The organism is Robertmurraya sp. GLU-23 (assembly GCF_052983275.1).
In genome coordinates this window covers 1-19,684 of the sequence record NZ_JBRKCV010000018.1, presented here as the reverse complement: position 1 = coordinate 19,684, position 19,684 = coordinate 1, and the positions used below count along the sequence as shown (strand labels likewise).

At 40.6% G+C, this 19,684-nt stretch carries 10 protein-coding genes and 2 riboswitches; of the genes, 8 read left to right on the top strand and 2 right to left on the bottom strand.

Features of this window, described 5'->3' with window-relative positions; genetic code table 11:
- Positions 1 to 82: 82 nt before the first annotated feature.
- Positions 83 to 4,264 (top strand): 5'-nucleotidase C-terminal domain-containing protein, encoded by a 4,182-nt coding sequence (locus ACVBAX_RS20875; RefSeq protein ID WP_447118676.1) that lies wholly within the window; start codon positions 83 to 85, stop codon positions 4,262 to 4,264.
- A gap of 287 nt (positions 4,265 to 4,551) precedes the next feature.
- Here ACVBAX_RS20875 and pgmB read toward each other — a convergent pair whose 3' ends face one another.
- Positions 4,552 to 5,232, bottom strand: a complete 681-nt coding sequence (gene pgmB / locus ACVBAX_RS20870; protein WP_447118675.1) for a beta-phosphoglucomutase — start codon at positions 5,230 to 5,232, stop codon at positions 4,552 to 4,554.
- 51 nt (positions 5,233 to 5,283) lie between these two features.
- Positions 5,284 to 7,578 (bottom strand): glycoside hydrolase family 65 protein, encoded by a 2,295-nt coding sequence (locus ACVBAX_RS20865; protein WP_447118674.1) that lies wholly within the window; start codon positions 7,576 to 7,578, stop codon positions 5,284 to 5,286.
- Positions 7,579 to 7,913: 335 nt separating this feature from the next.
- Between ACVBAX_RS20865 and ACVBAX_RS20860 the strand changes: the two genes are divergently transcribed.
- The 7 genes from ACVBAX_RS20860 to ptsG all read left to right on the top strand — a co-directional run bounded on the left by ACVBAX_RS20860 (position 7,914) and on the right by ptsG (position 18,894).
- Positions 7,914 to 8,855 (top strand): AAA family ATPase, encoded by a 942-nt coding sequence (locus ACVBAX_RS20860; RefSeq protein WP_447118753.1) that lies wholly within the window; start codon positions 7,914 to 7,916, stop codon positions 8,853 to 8,855.
- On the top strand, positions 8,855 to 10,060 hold the full coding sequence (locus ACVBAX_RS20855; RefSeq protein WP_447118673.1) for a DUF58 domain-containing protein: 1,206 nt from the start codon (positions 8,855 to 8,857) through the stop codon (positions 10,058 to 10,060). Before ACVBAX_RS20860 ends, ACVBAX_RS20855 begins: the two co-directional genes overlap by 1 nt.
- Positions 10,060 to 12,264, top strand: coding sequence for a DUF4129 domain-containing transglutaminase family protein (locus ACVBAX_RS20850; protein ID WP_447118672.1), 2,205 nt, complete (start codon positions 10,060 to 10,062; stop codon positions 12,262 to 12,264). The genes ACVBAX_RS20855 and ACVBAX_RS20850 overlap by 1 nt, the downstream gene beginning before the upstream one ends.
- A gap of 35 nt (positions 12,265 to 12,299) precedes the next feature.
- Positions 12,300 to 12,401: riboswitch (purine riboswitch) on the top strand.
- Between the two features lie 98 nt (positions 12,402 to 12,499).
- Positions 12,500 to 14,053, top strand: a complete 1,554-nt coding sequence (gene guaA / locus ACVBAX_RS20845; protein ID WP_447118671.1) for a glutamine-hydrolyzing GMP synthase — start codon at positions 12,500 to 12,502, stop codon at positions 14,051 to 14,053.
- A 95-nt stretch (positions 14,054 to 14,148) separates the two neighbouring features.
- A riboswitch (purine riboswitch) is annotated at positions 14,149 to 14,250 on the top strand.
- 96 nt (positions 14,251 to 14,346) lie between these two features.
- Complete coding sequence (locus ACVBAX_RS20840; RefSeq protein ID WP_447118670.1) at positions 14,347 to 15,678, top strand: NCS2 family permease; 1,332 nt, start codon at positions 14,347 to 14,349, stop codon at positions 15,676 to 15,678.
- A gap of 156 nt (positions 15,679 to 15,834) precedes the next feature.
- Positions 15,835 to 16,677: a glucose PTS transporter transcription antiterminator GlcT gene (gene glcT / locus ACVBAX_RS20835; protein WP_447118752.1), complete on the top strand. Its 843-nt coding sequence runs from the start codon at positions 15,835 to 15,837 to the stop codon at positions 16,675 to 16,677.
- A 192-nt stretch (positions 16,678 to 16,869) separates the two neighbouring features.
- Entirely contained in the window at positions 16,870 to 18,894 is a 2,025-nt protein-coding gene (gene ptsG, locus ACVBAX_RS20830; RefSeq protein ID WP_447118669.1) for a glucose-specific PTS transporter subunit IIBC, read from the top strand.
- Positions 18,895 to 19,684 lie beyond the last annotated feature (790 nt).

The following is a 19,684-nucleotide window of genomic DNA, read 5'->3' as shown; positions in this document are numbered from 1 at the left end:
GGAATATTGAATTGGTTGGTTTGGTTAGTTGGGAGTACTTATTTGAGGTTAACTATAAAAGAGATTTAGAGGAGGAACACACTTGAAGAGGCTTAGGAAACAGCTTTTTGCAGTAACAACAATGATTGTCATGTTAATTAGTATGGTTCTCCCATATCGGGCACAAGCAGCTGAACCGATTACGGTTGCGGAGGCGATTGCTAATAATACGGGGACAGCAACTGTAATGGGTTACATAGTAGCGCATACATCAGGTGGTAGTGGAGGAAAAGCTAGTTATGACTTTGAAGCTCCCTTTGGAAATGATTTTAATCTAGCGATAGCAGATTCTCCTACCGAGACCGATCCTACAAAATTATTACCCGTTCAGCTCCCTTCAAGTTTTCGTTCGGAGTTTGGGCTAGCAACGAATCCTGAGATTATCGGGGAAAAGGTATTTGTTACTGGTACACTCGAAGCCTATTTCACCGTTCCAGGGTTAAAATCTCCAACTGCCATGTCATTTGACGGCGTAACGCCACCTCCTGACGAAGAAGACCCAATCACAGGCGAAACTGGGTTGAAAATTCGCGACATTCAAGGGCAATCTCATACTTCACCTTATAAAGATAAAACTGTCGTAGATGTGCCTGGTATTGTTACCCAGGTAGTAGATAAAAACAACTTCTACATGCAGGATTCCAGTTCAGACGACAATCCCAATACTTCAGAGGGGATCCTTGTCTACAAGTCGTCACATGGTGTGGCTGTGGGCGACAGTATAACCGTTTCTGGACTTGTAAAAGAGTGGGTACTTGATGGCTATTACGAAAAGCTAGAAACTGATTTAGCCATGACCGAGATTAATGCTCAATCGGGGAAAATTACAAAGGTTTCGAGTGGAAACGAGCTTCCTGCTCCAATCGTGATTGGAAAGGATGTCATTCCTCCAACCTCTGTTATAGATAATGATGAGTTCAGTGAATTTGATCCTTCAGAGGATGGCATTGATTTTTATGAAAGCCTAGAAGGAATGCGTGTGGCGCTGGAAAGTCCACAGGTAACAGGTCCACAAAAGTACGCAGAAATTCCTGTTATTGTTGGACAGGTGGAAGGAAAAGCGTACACAGAGAAAGGTTCACCACTTCTTTCAGCAGAAACACAAAACCCAGAGAGAATGTTTCTACTTCTAAGCAATGACAATCGTGATTTTGTCACAAAAACAGGTGACTCATTCAACGGTACCGTTACTGGTGTGATGAGTTACAGTTTTAGTAATTTTAAAATTCTAGTGAATGAAGCTGAGCTTCCTGAGCTTGTGGAAAGTAAAGTAACTAGTGAAGTAACGACAATCGAACAAGCGGAAGACAAGCTAACGGTTGCTAGCTACAACATCGAAAACTTCGCAGCAGCAGATATCGAAAAACGCGATAAGCTAGCAAAATCAATGGTTGAGAACTTAGGATCTCCAGATATCATTGGTCTCGTGGAAGTACTTGATGAAAGTGGAGAAACGAACAACGGTGTGGTTAAAGCTGACGCAAACTACAAAGCATTAAGTGATGCGATTGCAGGGTTCGGCGGACCTACGTACGCATGGACAGAAATCGCTCCAGTTGATGGGAAAGACGGTGGAGTTCCTGGTGGGAATATCCGCGTCGGTTATCTATATAATCCTGACCGTGTAACATTAAATGATGCACCAAAGGGAGATGCAACTACAGCGGTTGGGTATGAAAATGGTTCTCTAACCTTAAACCCTGGACGTATTGACCCAACAAACTCGGCATTTAATAGTAGTCGTAAGCCACTAGCAGCTGAGTTTACGTTCCAAGGTGAAGAGGTGATTGTGGTCAACAATCACTTTAACTCAAAAGGTGGAGACGAACCTTTATTCGGGAAAAATCAACCTCCTTTCCTTGAAAGTGAAGCGCAACGTGTAGAAATTGCAAACATTGTTAATGGCTTTGTCTCTGACATCAAAGCAAAGAATGAAGATGCCAATGTAGTCGTTTTAGGTGACTTGAACGATTTTGAGTTTTCTGCACCACTTGCCACTTTAAAAGGTGATGATTTAACAAACTTAGTAGAAACTTTACCTGCATCAGAAAGATACACGTACAACTATCAAGGAAATGCACAAGTACTGGATCATATTTTAGTAACAAATAACTTAGCTGAGGCAGCTACGCTTGATATTGTGAACTTTAACTCTCCTTATATGGAACAGCATGGTCGTGCGAGTGACCATGATGCTCTAGTGGCACAATTAGATTTAGCGGTGGAAGAGGGACCGTTCACCTTGTCACTTCTTCACACGAATGATACACATGCGTATGTGGAGCAGTTCCCTCGACTCATTACGGCAGTGAATGAGCTGCGTGCTCAGAAGGAAAATAGTTTATTGTTGAATGCGGGGGATGTATTCTCAGGAACCCTGTATTTTAGACAATATCAAGGTCTAGCTGACTTGTATTTTATGAATCAATTAGGCTTCGATGCTATGACTCTAGGAAATCATGAGTTTGATAAGGATTCTGCTACTTTAGCGAACTTTATCAAGCAAGCGGAGTTCCCAATTGTTTCTTCTAACGTGAACATGACAAATGATCCTGACTTAGGACCTTTGTTCAATGATTCCATCGGTGGAACGAATGAACAAGGTGAGATTTTCCCAGCGATAATTAAACAAGTAGATGGGGAAGAGGTAGGGATTTTTGGATTAACAACGGAAGATACCACATTCCTAGCGAATCCTGGTGACAATGTCGTATTTGAAGATGCGGTTGCAAAAGCAAATGAAACCATTGAAATGCTTGAAGCCCAAGGGGTAGATAAGATTATTGCGCTTTCGCATTTAGGCTATCAGCCAGATGTGGAGCTAGCTGGTCAAGTGGATGGAATTGATGTCATTGTTGGTGGACATTCTCATACCACGCTAACAGAACCAGTTGTTATTGAAAAAGAAGAGCCAACGTTAATCGTTCAAGCCAATGAATATTTGAAATATCTTGGTGTGTTAGATGTCACTTTTGATGAAAATGGTGTGATCGCGGATTACGTTGGCGAATTAAAAGCATTAAGCGGTTATGCAGAAGATGCGGCTGCGAAGGCAAAGGTTGAAGAGTATAAAGTGCCTTTAACAGAGCTTCAACAGCAGGTAGTAGGTAGTACATCTGTTGCGTTAAATGGGGTACGTGCTGATGTGCGTAGCAAGGAAACCAATCTAGGAAACTTAATTACAGATGGAATGGTAGCTAAAGCGAATGAATTCATTCCAACGTATATTGCGATGCAAAATGGTGGAGGAATCCGTGCTTCCATTGATACAGGTGATATCACTCTTGGTGAGGTATTAACTGTATTACCGTTCGGAAACAACCTAGTAACTCTTGATCTGACGGGAGAAGAAATTCTTGCTGCGTTAGAGCACAGTGTGAGTACTCCGGGTGCGGGTGGATTCATGCAAGTGGCCGGTCTGAAATTCAAGTATGACGCTGCTAAGCCAGTTGGTGAGCGAGTATGGTATGTGGAAGCAATGACGGCTAATGGGTATGAAGAGCTGCAGTTGGATCAAACGTACCGTGTAGCGACAAACGCCTTCACAGCTGACGGTGGAGATGGTTACACGATGTTTAAAACAGCGAAGGATGAAGGCCGTATCACTGAGTTATACATTGTTGACTTCGAAGTATTTACTTCCTATCTGGAAAAATACAATCCTGTTTCACCGGTAGTTGAAGGTAGAATCGTTCAAGAAGTGTCTGATAGCGTGGCACCAGATGCGCCTGTTGTGAACGATGTAACGGACCAATCGGTTGAGGTCACAGGAACGACAGAAGCAGGTGCGGTTGTTGAGGTGTCTGTTGATGGAACGGTGATTGGAACGGGAACAGCATCATCAGAAAATGGAAGCTTTAGCATTGCAAATTCTAAATTGACAGCTGGTACAGAGGTCTCAGTAACGGCAACAGATGCGGCTGGTAATGAGAGTGTGGCAACAGTAGTGACGGTTCTAGATGTAACGGCTCCTGAAGCGCCAAAGGTGAATTCGGTCATTCATAATGACACCGTGGTTACTGGAACAACTGAAGCAGGAGCGACTGTGAAAGTGATGATGGATGGCGATGTACTTGGTACGGTTGTTGCGGATCGTAACGGAAAATTCTCGGTGACAGTATCGAAGCAAAAACATAAGAACGTATTAATCGTAACGGCGACAGATGGGGCTGGAAATGTCAGCAAAGCCACTACTGTTGATGTATTGAAGAAAAACGAGAAGTAAGTAATTAAGAAGGCAGGTTGCTACGTGGCAACCTGCCTTTGATATGGAGAGGAATAGCAAGTAAGTCTAGCGGATCGCAAATAAATTTTGAGAATCGCAAAAATAAATCTAGGTTCGCAAATAAATTTTGAGAATCGCAAAAATAAATCTAGAATCGCAAATAAATTTTGAGAATCGCAAAAATAATTCTAGAATCGCAAATAAATCTCAGAAATCGCAAATATCCGAGGATGATCAGAGCAAAACTAGCAAATTTTAAGCCGCTCTATTAAAAAACGCTCAGTTTCCTACTCAATAAGACCGTATTCTTTTTCAAAAAGCCCCTTAATCTTCTCAAAATCAAGCTCTCCTGTCTGACTATAGACCACATCTGCCAAAGGGAAGGACTCCTTAGGTCCAATAGCAACCGCAAACATGCCTGCCGCTTTAATAGCTTCCACACCTGCAACGGCATCCTCGACACCAATACAGTTTTCAGGGCTAACTCCTAGTAGTTTTGCTGCTGTTAAAAACACTTCAGGGTCTGGCTTTCCGTTTGTAATCGTGCTCGCGTCAACGATGATGTCAAATTCATTTTTCAGTCCAAGTGAGGTCATCACGGTAAAAGCATTTTTACTCGCTGAAGCAAGCCCCAGCTTTAGCCCGTTCGCTTTAATTGCATTCAGTAATTCCTTAATTCCAGGCAGGATATCAGAAGGGGTGATTTTAGTAATGAGCGATAAATAATGGTCGTTCTTCTTTGAAGCAAGCACTTCTTTCTCTTCCGATGAAAAATCATCTAAACGTCCGCCAATCTCGAGGATTTTCTCCAGTGATTCCATTCGTGAGATGCCTTTTAACAGCTCGTTATCTTCACGAGTAAAGGTAACCCCTATATCACCAGCAAGGGCTTGCCAAGCTAAAAAGTGATACTCGGCGGTGTCGGTGATAACTCCGTCAAGGTCAAAAATAAACGCATCTACTTTCATAAGATCTCTCCCTATAAAAAAGGGGCAAAGAAACCAATGCCCCTCATGATTTTATTTTTTAAGAGCAACGGTCGTTGTTCCGTTTTCTGGTAACACCAGTTCCTCGTCATAAAGCTTCATGGATAATTTTGGTCCTTCTTGTGCAATCGTCACACTATCTTTTGACACATGGATATTTAATAGATGGTCACGATAAACGATTTTGAATGAGTAGGAATTCCATGATTTAGGTACAAATGGTGCAAATGAAAGAGTTTCATGGGCGGTTCTCATTCCTGCGAAGCCTTGAACGATCGCAAGCCAAGCACCTGTCATACTGGTAATATGAAGACCGTCCTCTGTGTCATTGTTGTAGTTATCTAAATCCAGGCGCGCGGTACGATGGTACATCTCGTAAGCTTTTTCCTCTTTTCCAAGTTCTGCTCCTAGAATGGCATGGACAGATGGAGAAAGAGACGATTCATGAACGGTCATTGGCTCATAGAAGTTAAAGTTTCTTTCCTTTTCTTCGTAAGAGTACTCATGGTTTAAGAAGTACAACCCTTGAAGAACGTCTGCTTGTTTAATAAAGCAGCTTCTTAGGATTTTATCCCATGACCATTTTTGATTTAATGGGCGATCCTCTGGTGCTAACTCGTCTACGGTTTTTAAGTCTTTATCAAGGAACGTGTCATGTTGAATGAATACATCCAGTTCCTCATCGTATGGAAGGTACATTTTATTGATAATATCCTGCCATTTAGCCATTTCATTCTCTGTGATTTGAAGATCTGCCAAACGCTTTTCATGGCCGCTCGCTTTTAGTGCATCAATGACTTCCAACGTATAGCGAAGCGTCCAACGAGCAATCGTATTGGTGTACCAGTTATTGTTGACATTATTTTCGTACTCATTTGGACCGGTCACACCATGCATCATGTAGACATTTTTCTTTTTATGGTAGTGAACACGGTCTGCCCAAAATCTAGAAATACCTGTCAGTACGTCTATGCCATACTCGTTCCAATAGTCTTTGTCACCTGTGTAATTGACATAATTGTAAATGGCGTAGGCAATGGCACCGTTTCGATGAATTTCCTCAAACGTGATTTCCCATTCGTTATGACTCTCAATTCCGTTGAATGTTACCATCGGATAGAGCGCACCCTTTAGACCTTGCTGCTGTGCGTTATGATAAGCACCACCCAGTTGATTATGACGATAAACTAATAGATTGCGAGCAACCTCTGGGTTTGCGGTAGATAAATAGAGTGGTAGAGCGTATGCTTCGGTATCCCAATACGTGGCACCGCCATATTTTTCTCCCGTAAATCCCTTTGGTCCAATATTCAAACGTGCGTCTTCTCCGTAGTAGGTACTGAACAACTGGAACAAATTGAACCGGATGCCTTGCTGCGCTTCGTCATCTCCATTAATTTCAACATCCGCAATGCTCCAACGCTTAAGCCAAGCTTCTTTATGTTCATGGAGAAGGGAATCATAGCCCAATTTATCCGAATGGGTAAGTACTTCCTCTGCCTTGGTGACCAACTGTGCCACTTCATAATCTCTATCTGTTGTAACAGCAACATACTTGATCAATGAGACAGGTGTATTCTCTAAAGCTTGAACAGAAATCGTATTTTCAACATATTCTTCACGTTCAGAAGTAGAATGAGACAAAATTTCTCCATCCACTACAAGACGCATACTCGCTGCGACATGGAAGGTAGGAGTGCCAAACGGATTATCCTTTGTTTTCATGACTAAATGACCGTTGCGATGACTCACGCCTCGCTCCACTTCCAACCAGAAATCTTCCTCATAGTTGGAGTCTTCATTTCTCACATCTCCATCCAAGTAAGGAGTGAACGTAACATTCCCGGAATAATTTTTCGGGGTCACCTGATACTTGATAACCGCAAGCTCTGGATGGCTAACAGATAAGAAACGAACAACCTCTACATCGGTTTCCTTGCCATTTTGATTAATGGTAAAGCGACGGGTTAACACACCATGTTGCATGTCGAGCTCTCGATAAAAGCTTGTGACCTGGTTTTGGAAACAATCTATTTCTTCTCCGTCGATCGCTACTCGGATGCCAATATAGTTGATGGAGTTAATTACCTTTCCAAAATAGTGAGGATATCCGTTTTTCCACCAACCCACTCTTGTTTTGTCTGGAAACCAAACTCCTGCGATGTAGGAGCCACGGTGAAAGTTTCCTGTATATGTTTCCTCGAAGTTACCACGCATTCCCATATGACCATTTCCAAGGCTCATCATACTTTCCGCTAGTCGAAAGTCTTCTTTGTTTACTGTTGTTTCAACGATCTTCCATGGATCGATGCTAAATAATCTTTTCATGTAATCACCTCAAAATATTTTAAATGCGCAAACGTTTGCACCAAAGGTTAAAAAAATAAGCAAAGTGCTATACATCTATATTGTAAAGGATTTCATAAAAAATTGCTTTATAAAATTGTTATATTTTTTTGACAAACTTTTATTCTACTGATTTATCAATTTTTTCCAGATGTTGAAAGATTGGAACTTCTGTCTTAGTATAAACGTCTATTTAATAGGGACAAATCTATCAATAATATTCGTTTTTTACAGGAAATTGACAAATATATCTCGAATATATGTAAAAGATATGAAATTTTTAGCTACTTCAGGAGGTTGTTAGAGAAGTGAGTCAGATGAATCCAGTGATTAACCGAATTCTTCAAAATATAGAAAAAGTAATGATTGGGAAAAGAAATGTTGCAGAGTTAAGCTTAGTAGCATTACTAGCTGAGGGACATGTGTTACTAGAGGATGTGCCAGGGGTTGGGAAAACGATGATGGTCCGTGCGTTGGCGAAGTCTGTGAGCGCAGAATTTCGTCGGATTCAGTTTACTCCGGACCTTCTTCCATCCGATGTGACCGGTGTATCGATATATAATCCGAAAGAATTGGAATTTCAGTTTCGACCAGGTCCTATTATGGGGAATATCATTCTTGCCGATGAGATTAACCGAACGAGTCCAAAGACCCAATCGGCTCTGTTAGAGGGAATGGAAGAAAGTAGTGTCACCATTGATGGTGTAACACATAAGCTTGAACGGCCATTTTTTGTTATGGCCACGCAAAATCCAATCGAGTACGAAGGTACGTATCCACTGCCTGAGGCTCAGCTTGACCGATTTCTTTTGAAAATGAGAATGGGATACCCAGATTTAGAAGAGGAAATGGAAGTTCTTGCTCGAGCAGAAAGGAGATCACCCATTTCGGAATTACAGCCTGTGATCGACCTAGAGGAATTAAGACAGCTTCAAGAAGAAATACAAAAAGTAGTGGTGGATGATACGATCAAGCGTTATATCGTGGATATTTCTCATCGAACAAGAACGCATAGTAGCGTGTATCTTGGTGCGAGTCCGCGTGGGTCGATCGGGTTAATGAAGGCAGCACAGGCGTATGCCTTTATGCATAATCGCGATTATGTGTTACCTGATGATGTCCAGTATTTAGCGCCATATGTACTCGCGCATCGGATTATCCTCAAGTCTGAAGCAAAGTTTGAAGGAATCACAGCTGAGGATGTTATGTCACGAGTGGTGGAAAGAGTACCTGTTCCTGTTAAAAGGCTTGTGAAGTAATGAGACCAATTTTTCTATCGATAAAACATATTTGGAAACTCATCATTTTGCTGTTTCTGATCGCTGTAACGTTTTCTTATGCGATGTTTCAAGGTGGGTTTGTCAGCTGGTTTTTATTTTATAGCTTTGTTCCTTTTGCTTTGTACGCTCTTTTCTTGGCTGCTTACTCGACTCGGAAGTTTCAGATTAGTAGAGAGCTTTTGAAATTTGAATACGGTGCAGGCGAAACATTAAAAGTGAAAATTCATTTAACGAGAACCAATTCCTTTCCGCTCTTTTATCTTGTGGCGGAGGATCTATTAAGTGAGCAGCTTCGAGGAAATCCAAACGCAAAAATGCTTTTATTCCCGGGCTTTAAAAAGCAGTTTTCATTTGAATACGAGATTCCACAGATGCCTCGAGGGGAACATATTTTTCAGAGTATACGCCTTAAGCTTGGAGATCCTTTAGGTTTAATTGAGAGACAAGTAGAATTTCATACAACGGATCGGTTCATTGTGTATCCTCAAATAGAGGAGCTTGTCTATCGTCCGCATGAGAATCAGTTTGACCAAGGGATGACAGCATCCAAAGAACGAGTGCAGAGAGATACGACGATGGCGATAGGTCTGAGAGAATACCAGCCGGGAGATAAGTTCTCATGGATTAATTGGAAGGCAAGTGCAAAGCGAAATGATCTTATGACAAAGGAATTTGAACAGCGTCAATCACATGATATTTGTCTACTTATGGACTGTGCACCTTCCGCGGAGTTTGAGACAGTGGTTTCCTTCACTGCCTCTTTAGTCAAGGGAATTCTTCGAAAAGGAGCACAGGTGGGCCTATTAACATTGAGTAAGGATCGGCAATTGTTCCCTGTTCGTAGTGGAGAGGACCATCAGCAAAGCCTTTTTTATCATCTGGCTAAAATCAAAGCAGAGAGTCAAGTGCCGCTAGATCGAGTGCTAGGAGGAGAAAGCTTTCTTGGAAATCAAACAGCTTCCTTTATGCTAGTGACTTCTCAATTAACGAAGCCGCTAATAGAAAAAGCAAGCTTTTTCTCTATGAAAAAAGGGGCAGTGACCCTCTATTTGGTGAAAAATCAAGGAGAGTCCTTAAATCCGTTAGAAATTTCTTTGAAAGGTTCGGCAAATGCTAGAGGAGTTCGAGTGGTTCTTGTTCATAAAGGGCATTTTTCGGATGTGTTTTCGGAGGTGAGCAGGTAATGACAGAAGGGAAAAAGAAACAAGAAACGACCGCCACTCTCTTTCTTTACTTGCTTGGATTTTTATTGTTATGGGAGTGGTTACGGCCAGTTGACGCACTAACCAATACAGGAAATATTTATATTTTTCTAGGGTTTCTGTTATTATGCCTCGTGCTTTCATTTTCGAAGGTTCAGGTTTTCATAGGTGCAATACTGAAGACGGTCTATATCCTTTATTTTATTCATCACTATTATTTTGAAGGGTCTTTTTTTCAATTATCATGGCTTTCGCCGTTTTGGGATGATTTGATCCTCAACATAAGCTATTCGTTCCAAACGGAATGGAATTCGCTAACCTTTGTATTTAGAAGCCTTCTTTTCTTTATTTTGCTGTGGCTCATGGCATATTTGATCCACTATTGGTTAATTATTCGAAGACAAATATTTATCTTCTTTTTTATGACGCTTGTTTACATTACCGTATTAGATACGTTTACTCCGTACGAAGCAGACGGTGCGATTGTTCGAACGGTTGTCGTTGGTTTTGCTGTGATGGGTATGTTAACGTTTCAGCGTTTAGTCGAGAGAGAATCCATTGTGAAGGGGCTATCGTCAAAAGGTAAGTGGGGGCTACCTCTGCTTTTAATGATAGGGGCCAGTGTCGCACTAGGGTTTGGTGGACCAAAAGCGGAACCAATTTGGCCGGATCCTGTTCCGTACCTGACTTCTTATTCAGAAGATAGTGGAGGAGGAGCGGGCGGACAAAGGGTAGGTTACGGAACTGATGATACGCATCTAGGAGGTCCCTTTATTGGAGACGATACGGTGGTTTATGAGACCGAAGTGGACCAAAGGCATTATTGGAGAGTAGAAACAAAGGATATTTATACGGGAAAGGGCTGGGAGGTATCGAGCTCGGATGATCCAATTCCGTTTAATCAAAATGATGTGTTTCCCATTAGTTCCTTTAATCAAGAGGAATTAGAGGTAAAGGAGCTAACAGCAAATGTTTCCTCTGTTCGAAGTTATCCGCATATCATTTATCCGTTAGGGCTGAAATCCGTTAGTACCGAGAATGTAAGCTACTCTTTCCGTGTCAATGAAGGGCTGGAGAAGGTCTATACATTAGAGGCTGATCGAACAGCGCCTTTAGAGAAATATTCTGTATCGTACGACATTCCTAGATATAGTGTAACCGCAATGAAAGCGACCCAAAGCATAGAGGAAGCCGGGTTAAGTCAAGAGTTTATCTATCAATACACGCAGCTTCCTGAAACAGTGCCGCAACGAGTGAAGGACTTGGCGCTTGAAATAACAGGTGAGCAAGAAACATGGTTTGATAAAGCAAGAGCGGTAGAAAGATACTTTGGGATGAACGGATTTACGTATGATCAGATTGACGTCGCAGTACCAGGAACAGATGAAGATTACGTGGATCAGTTTTTATTTGAAACGCTAAGAGGGTATTGTGATAATTACTCTACCTCGATGGTTGTATTATTACGCTCAGTAGGTATTCCTTCTCGCTGGGTAAAGGGATATACAGAAGGGGAATATCAAGGGCCAACGGAGTCGGGGAAACGAGGCTATACGATTACAAATAACAATGCGCATTCATGGGTTGAGGTATATTTTCCAGGGGTAGGTTGGGTACCATTTGAGCCTACACAAGGTTTTTCAAGTAATGTTCAATTAAATTTCGATTCAACTACTGAGAACTCTACAGAAGTAGAGACTCCAGAAACGGAGGAACAGCCAGAGGTAGAAAAACCAGAAACACCTGAAGAAACAGTTTCCACCGAAAGCTCATTTTCTTGGAAGGATGTATGGACCAAAATAGAGGCAGGTTTTATTGAACATTGGAAAAAGGGACTAATCATTCTGGGTGTGATGGGGATGGTTGCCTATATTGTCTATAAACTACGGTTAAAATGGCTTCCGTATGTACTGGTTCTCATTTTTAGGTTCAAAAAGAAAGATGATGACTTCTCAAAAGCCTATTTGACCTTATTAAAGCAGCTCGATCGATATGGGATTAAGAGAGAGGAACATCAAACACTCCGAGACTATGCTGAGTATGTTGATTACTTCTTTTCCTCAAAAGATATGGGGACACTTACTTCTCTATACGAGAAATATGTGTACAAAGGTAAGCTTGAAGAAGGTAGTTGGGATCGAACGCGTGAATTGTGGGAAAATTTAATTAAAAAGACAATCGCTTGACCGATAAAACGACATGTTGTTACAATAATCTCTAATATTATAAAAATGTATCTCTTCATATATCCTCGAAAATATGGTTCGAGAGTCTCTACCAAATCGCCGTAAATGATTTGACTATGAAGGCGGAGCTTTCTATGGTTGTTAGAGATATCAGCTAGAATTCTGCCTTCAAAAATTTTTTTTGGAGTAGAATTCTAGCTTTTTTATTGGGAAAAATAACAATGAGGTGAATTGGATGTCTGAAAAGGTAGGTTTAGTAGACCAGGAAATGATCGTTGTATTGGACTTTGGAAGTCAGTACAATCAGTTGATTACTAGAAGAATTCGTGAATTTGGTGTGTATAGTGAACTGCACCCGCATACGATTACTGCAGATGAAATCCGTCAAATGAATCCTAAGGGTATTATTTTATCTGGTGGTCCAAACAGCGTATATGATGAAGGTTCATTCCGTTGCGATGAGGAAATTTTTGAACTTGGATTGCCAATCCTAGGAATTTGTTACGGCATGCAGCTGATGACCACTCATTTTAATGGGAAAGTGGAACCAGCTAAGCACCGTGAGTATGGAAAAGCAGCTATTCAAATTGAGAACCAATCAAAATTATTTGCTGACCTTCCACAGGAACAAATTGTTTGGATGAGCCATGGAGATTTAGTCGTAGAAGCTCCCGAGGGCTTTACGGTAGATGCAGTTAGTCCTTCTTGTCCGATTTCTTCTATGAGTGATGCGGATCGTAAGTTATTCGGGGTACAATTCCATCCTGAGGTTCGTCATTCTGTTTACGGAAATGAACTGTTAAAGAATTTCGTCTTTGGTGTGTGCGAATGTGCTGGAAACTGGTCGATGGAAAACTTTATCGAGGTTGAAATGGAAAAAATCCGTCAGCTAGTTGGTGACAAAAAGGTTCTTTGTGCATTAAGTGGTGGTGTGGATTCATCAGTTGTTGCCGTACTTATTCATAAAGCAATCGGTGATCAATTAACATGTATCTTCGTAGACCATGGTTTACTGCGTAAAGGGGAAGCCGACAGTGTTATGAAGACTTTTGCAGAAGGCTTTAACATGAATGTGATTAAGGTAGATGCAAAGGAGCGCTTCTTAGGGAAGTTGGCTGGAGTAAGTGACCCAGAACAAAAGCGTAAAATCATCGGTAATGAGTTCATTTATGTGTTTGATGATGAAGCGGCAAAACTTGAGGGAATTGATTTCCTAGCACAGGGTACACTATATACTGATATTATTGAAAGTGGGACAGCTACAGCTCAAACCATTAAGTCACATCACAATGTGGGTGGTCTTCCTGAAGACATGCAATTCACATTAATTGAGCCACTTAGCACCCTGTTCAAGGATGAAGTACGTGCGCTTGGTACGGAGCTTGGAATTTCTGATGAAATCGTTTGGCGTCAACCTTTCCCAGGACCAGGACTTGGCATTCGTGTGCTCGGAGAAATTTCTGAAGATAAGCTTGAAATCGTTCGTGAATCGGATGCGATTCTACGTGCGGAAATTAAGAAGGCTGGACTTGATCGTGATATTTGGCAATACTTCACCGTCCTACCTGACATCCGTTCAGTGGGTGTAATGGGAGATGCTCGTACGTATGATTATACGATTGGAATTCGTGCGGTTACTTCTATTGATGGAATGACTTCTGACTGGGCAAGAATTCCGTGGGAAGTACTAGAAGTCATTTCTACTCGAATTGTTAACGAAGTTAGCCATGTTAACCGAGTCGTATATGATATCACAAGTAAGCCACCAGCAACAATTGAGTGGGAATAAAATCTAACAAAATACGAACAATAAGACGGACATTTGAAAAAATGTTCGTTTTTTATATTGACGAAAATACGAGACCTTGGTATGATGAAAAAGTACTAATAAATGTCGTTTTTCGTCGTATAATCTTGGGGATATGGCCCAGAAGTTTCTACCGAGCTACCGTAAATAGCTTGACTACGAGGTGAGTGATATAATGGGCTCTTTCTTGGCCTCTATTTCGCGAATCTTTGTTGTCAGGCGCTCCTTGTTGTTGGAGCGTTTTTATTTTTCTAAAAATGGAGGAAAAGAAAGAAATGAAAAAATACTTTCGATTTGAAGAGCTTGGAACGAACTATCGTCGCGAGTTTATGGGTGGATTAACTACCTTCCTAGCAATGGCATATATTTTAGTAGTCAACCCACTTACGTTGACACTAGCAGATGTACCCGATCTTCCTGATGCGATGCGCATGGATTATGGAGCGGTTTTTGTAGCTACAGCTTTAGCAGCAGCAGTAGGGTCCATCATTATGGGGCTGATAGGTAAGTTCCCGATTGCACTAGCACCTGGTATGGGTCTGAATGCATTCTTTGCTTACTCAGTCGTATTAACTCACGGAGCACCATGGCAACATGCCTTGGCAGCAGTATTTATTTCAAGTGTTTTCTTCTTATTATTAACAATTTCAGGGTTACGTGAAAAAATCATTAATGCCATTCCGGTAGAATTAAAGCACGCAGTAGGAGCTGGTATCGGACTGTTCATTACTTTTATTGGATTGAAAAATGCAGGCATTATCGTAAATAATGATGCAACACTAGTTGGACTTGGAGATTTAACGGCTGGTAATACGCTACTTGCTATTTTTGGTCTTCTTATTACAGTAATTATGATGACAAGAGGTATTAACGGAGCCGTATTCTTCGGAATGATTATTATGGTTATCGTGGGTATGATCTTTAACTTAATTGATGCACCAGAAAAGGTGGTTGGTGCAGTACCGAGCCTTGAACCAACTTTCGGTTCTCTGTTCTCAGCATTTGGTGACCCATCTTTTTACACAGCTACGATGCTTGGCATTGTGTTAACTTTCCTATTCGTTGACTTTTTTGATAACGCAGGAACACTTGTAGCAGTTGCGAATCAAGCGGGATTAATGAAAGAAAATAAACTACCTAATGCAGGAAGAGCTTTATTTGCAGATTCAATTGCATCATTAGTAGGTTCTATTTTTGGAACATCAACAACCACTTCTTATATTGAATCATCTGCAGGGGTGGCTTCAGGAGCAAGATCAGGTTTTGCAGCAATTGTAACAGCAGGCTTCTTCCTATTATCGTTATTCTTCTTCCCTGTATTATCGGTTGTTACATCACCTGTAACAGCGCCGGCACTAATCATTGTAGGGGTACTCATGGTATCTTCTTTAGGGAAAATTGAATGGAATCGTTTTGAGATTGCTGTACCATCGTTCCTAACCATCATTGCTATGCCACTAACGTATAGCATTGCAACAGGAATTGCAGCTGGGTTCATCTTCTACCCAATTACGATGATGGTAAAAGGGCGTACGAAAGAAATTCACCCAGTGATGTACGTATTCTTTGTAATCTTCGTATTATACTTTATGTTCTTAACCGAATAGGATTTAGGGGTTGGCTACTTGTAGTCAACCCCTTTTATTATGACGGTTTTTTGAAAAACATGAATGCGTTTGCGTATTCTGATTGACAAGCTTTTGTCCCTTATATAACATTAAACTTATTATGTCGAAGCTCTCAGAATAAAGCGGGGAATTATGATGTCTGGACTTATCATTAGCAAAAATTTAAATAATAATGTAGTGATAGCTGACCACTCGGACTATGGAGAGGTTGTTGTGATCGGTAAGGGCATCGGATTTAACCGTAAAACGGGAGATGTCATCGACGAGGCGTCAGCGGAAAAGCTTTTTGTATTAAGAAATGAAAAGGAACAAGAAAATTATATAAAACTCCTTCCATTTGTTGAAAGCAATCTTCATGAAGTGTTCATTTCTGCAATTGAGCTAATAAAGAAAAGAGCGAATGCAGAGCTAAATGAGCATATCCATGTAGCGTTAACTGACCATTTAATGTTTGCCGTCAGTCGACTTTCGAAAGGGATGGAAATGAGAAATCCTTTTTTAATAGAGACGAAAGCACTCTATCCTTTTGAGTATGAAATTGCGAAAGAAGTAGTGAATTTAATCAACGAGAATACAGGAGTGGAGCTTCCTGAAGGGGAAGTCGGATTTATTTCTTTGCATATTCATAGTGCCGTGATGAATCGAAATCTATCTGAAGTGAATCAGCACTCCCAGTTAGTTACTCGTTTGATTGATATGATTGAAGAACAACTTGAAATAGTGATCGACAAGGAAAGTATTGATTATATGAGGCTTGTACGACATATACGATTCACGATTGAGCGTGTTCATAACGGAGAAAAAGTAGAAGAACCAGAAAAAATCGCAAACCTCTTGAAAGAGGAGTATCCGGTGTGTTACAATCTCTCATGGAAGCTCATTAAAGTGATGCAACAAGCATTAAAGAAAACGGTATTTGATGCAGAAGCGGTGTATCTAACGATGCATTTGCAAAGGCTTCAAAAGAAAGTTAAATAAATCGAACTTATCTTTTATACGTGTTACTGATTCGATCAGGCATGAGTGAAGAAGATAATTGAAATGGAGATTTACGGGTAATATAACCTTGTAAGCTCTATTTTGATTCCTTTTTCCCTCATGCCTTTTTTGTTTTCTTTTGCAAATTGGGAAACGACAATGAGCGAAACAAATTATTTAGGAGGTTCTACCATGTTTAAAAAGGTGTTTGGTGTTTTACAAAAAGTTGGTAAAGCATTGATGTTACCAGTTGCTTTACTTCCTGCAGCAGGTATTTTACTTGCATTAGGAGCAGCGCTTAAAAACCCTGCATTACTGGAGTTAGCTCCATTTTTAGATAACAATGGAGTAGCGATGGTTGCTTCAATTATGCAAAGTGCGGGGGATATCGTATTCGGAAACCTTCCAGTACTCTTTGCGGTTGGGGTTGCTGTAGGTTTAGCAGGTGGAGATGGAGTAGCTGGATTAGCTGCCATCATCGGATACTTAATTATGAATGTAACAATGGGTACAGCTTTAGGCTTAACGGCTGAAGATGTAAACGGATTAAATTACTCAAGTATTCTAGGAGTTCCAACTCTACAAACTGGGGTGTTCGGTGGTATCATCGTCGGTATTATCGCAGCAGGTCTTTACAATAAATACTACGAAATTGAATTGCCATCTTATTTAGGATTCTTCGCTGGTAAGCGTTTCGTGCCAATCATTACAGCTGCTACTGCAGTTATTCTAGGTCTTGTGATGTTAATTGTATGGCCACCAATTCAAAATGGTCTAAATGCATTCTCGCAAAACATGGTTCATGCAAACTTAACACTATCAGCGCTTATCATTATTGAGCGTTCATTAATTCCATTCGGATTACACCATATCTTCTACTCACCATTCTGGTATGAGTTTGGTCAATATACAACACTTGCTGGAGATGTGGTTCGTGGAGACCAACGTATCTTCATGGCAGAAATCAGTGATAATGTTCAAAACTTAACAGCAGGTACGTTCATGACTGGTAAATTCCCGTTCATGATGTTCGGTTTACCTGCAGCAGCATTAGCGATTTATCACGAAGCTCGTCCTGAAAGAAAAGTGGTTGTTGGTGGACTTATGGCTTCTGCTGGTTTAACAGCTTTCTTAACAGGTATTACGGAGCCGATTGAATTCTCATTCTTATTCGTTGCACCAATTCTATTTGCTATCCATGCAGTATTTGCTGGTCTATCGTTCATGGTTATGCATCTTTTAGATGTGAAAATCGGTATGACATTCTCTGGTGGTTTAATTGACTATATTCTATTTGGTCTAATCAACCCACAAACCAATGCTTGGTTAGTTATCCCAGTTGGTCTTGTGTTTGCGGTAATTTACTACTTCGGTTTCCGTTTTGCGATCCGTAAGTTTAACTTAAAAACTCCAGGTCGTGAAGTGGAAGAAGAGGGAACAGAAGGAGCTGCTGGACAAACTAGCGACCTTCCATACGATATTTTAGAAGCTATGGGTGGAAAAGAGAATATCTCTCACCTTGATGCATGTATCACACGTCTTCGTGTATCTGTAAATGATATCGGATCTGTTGATAAAGATAGATTGAAAAAGCTAGGAGCGGCAGGAGTACTTGAAGTTGGTAACAACATTCAAGCAATCTTTGGTCCTCGTTCTGAAACAATCAAGGGTCAAATGAAAGACATTATGGCTGGAAAAAGACCAACTCCAGCAGCAAAAACAACTGAAACAACAAATGCAGTAAGTGCACCGGCTTCTGGTGATGATGTGTTTGTATCTCCATTAACAGGTAACCTAAAGCCAATTACAGAAGTTCCTGATGCTGTATTCTCCGGTAAAATGATGGGTGACGGATTCGCGATTGAGCCAACAGAAGGTACAGTTGTATCACCTGTAAACGGTAAAATCGTTAACCTATTCCCAACTAAGCATGCAATCGGAATTGTGTCTGATAGCGGACGCGAAATCCTAATCCATTTTGGTATTGACACAGTCAACCTAAAAGGAGAAGGTTTTGAAGCATTAGTTGGCGAAAATGATACAGTAGTTGCAGGTCAACCATTACTTAAGGTAGATCTTGAGTTTATTAAGAAGAATGCAACATCAACGATTACTCCTGTAGTATTTACAAACCTGGCTGAAGGTGAAAAAGTAACCATCAACAAGCAAGGTGCTGTAACACTTAAGGATCAAAACATCATTTCAATCACTAAGTAATATATATAGAAGAAACACGACCAGTCTTCCCTTTGCGGAAGGCTGGTTTTTTCGATTTGTGGGGCACTTTTTGATTAGTAAGTATTATAAGGGGATAAGTTGCAAAACGGTAATTAGCAGACCGAATTACATGGTTTTTGTTTGGATAACCGAACAAATAAAGCGAGGTGATAAAATAGGCGGAGAAATTCCTCTTATTTAGGAAATTGCACTGAAAATAGCTAAAATAGACGGAGAGATTCCGACTATTGACTCAAAAAACGTGAAATTGAGTGATTTTGCGTTGCTTAATCGGAAAAACTCCGCTTATATACCCCAAACCAAGCTCAATTCTGTAGTCTAACCGAAAAATCTCCGCTTATTTCTTATTGCTGGTTTCTCAGTAAAGGATAAGACTTCTTATTTTTCAAAAAACAGATGAACCTTATTTAAATTAAGGTCGGAATAGCAAGTGACTTTAAGGATTTCAAGGAACGAGGAAGAGTCGTAATTACTATGTTGGATATTATTACCACTGATATCTTGTTGACTCTCTAGGCTCACGATGATATTATATAAAAACAGTCGCTGATGACGAGACAACAAATTTAAAAAACTTTTAAAAAGTTGTTGACTTCGAGTGATTGAAATGTTATTCTAATATAGTTGCTTCTAACGGAGCAAAGTTGTTCTTTGAAAACTAAACAAATCATACGTCAACAAAAAAATGATTAGTGTTGAAAAATACACTAGCCAACGTTTTAACTTTAAGAGCTAATCTTACTCTTTATTGGAGAGTTTGATCCTGGCT

Bases quoted from the DNA above. Each gene is read 5' to 3' on its own strand.
- pgmB (WP_447118675.1), bottom strand. From the start codon at position 5,232: ATGAAAGTAGATGCGTTTATTTTTGACCTTGACGGAGTTATCACCGAC.
- ACVBAX_RS20865 (WP_447118674.1), bottom strand. From the start codon at position 7,578: ATGAAAAGATTATTTAGCATCGATCCATGGAAGATCGTTGAAACAACA.
- ACVBAX_RS20860 (WP_447118753.1), top strand. From the start codon at position 7,914: ATGAATCCAGTGATTAACCGAATTCTTCAAAATATAGAAAAAGTAATG.
- ACVBAX_RS20855 (WP_447118673.1), top strand. From the start codon at position 8,855: ATGAGACCAATTTTTCTATCGATAAAACATATTTGGAAACTCATCATT.
- ACVBAX_RS20850 (WP_447118672.1), top strand. From the start codon at position 10,060: ATGACAGAAGGGAAAAAGAAACAAGAAACGACCGCCACTCTCTTTCTT.
- guaA (WP_447118671.1), top strand. From the start codon at position 12,500: ATGTCTGAAAAGGTAGGTTTAGTAGACCAGGAAATGATCGTTGTATTG.
- ACVBAX_RS20840 (WP_447118670.1), top strand. From the start codon at position 14,347: ATGAAAAAATACTTTCGATTTGAAGAGCTTGGAACGAACTATCGTCGC.
- glcT (WP_447118752.1), top strand. From the start codon at position 15,835: ATGTCTGGACTTATCATTAGCAAAAATTTAAATAATAATGTAGTGATA.
- ptsG (WP_447118669.1), top strand. From the start codon at position 16,870: ATGTTTAAAAAGGTGTTTGGTGTTTTACAAAAAGTTGGTAAAGCATTG.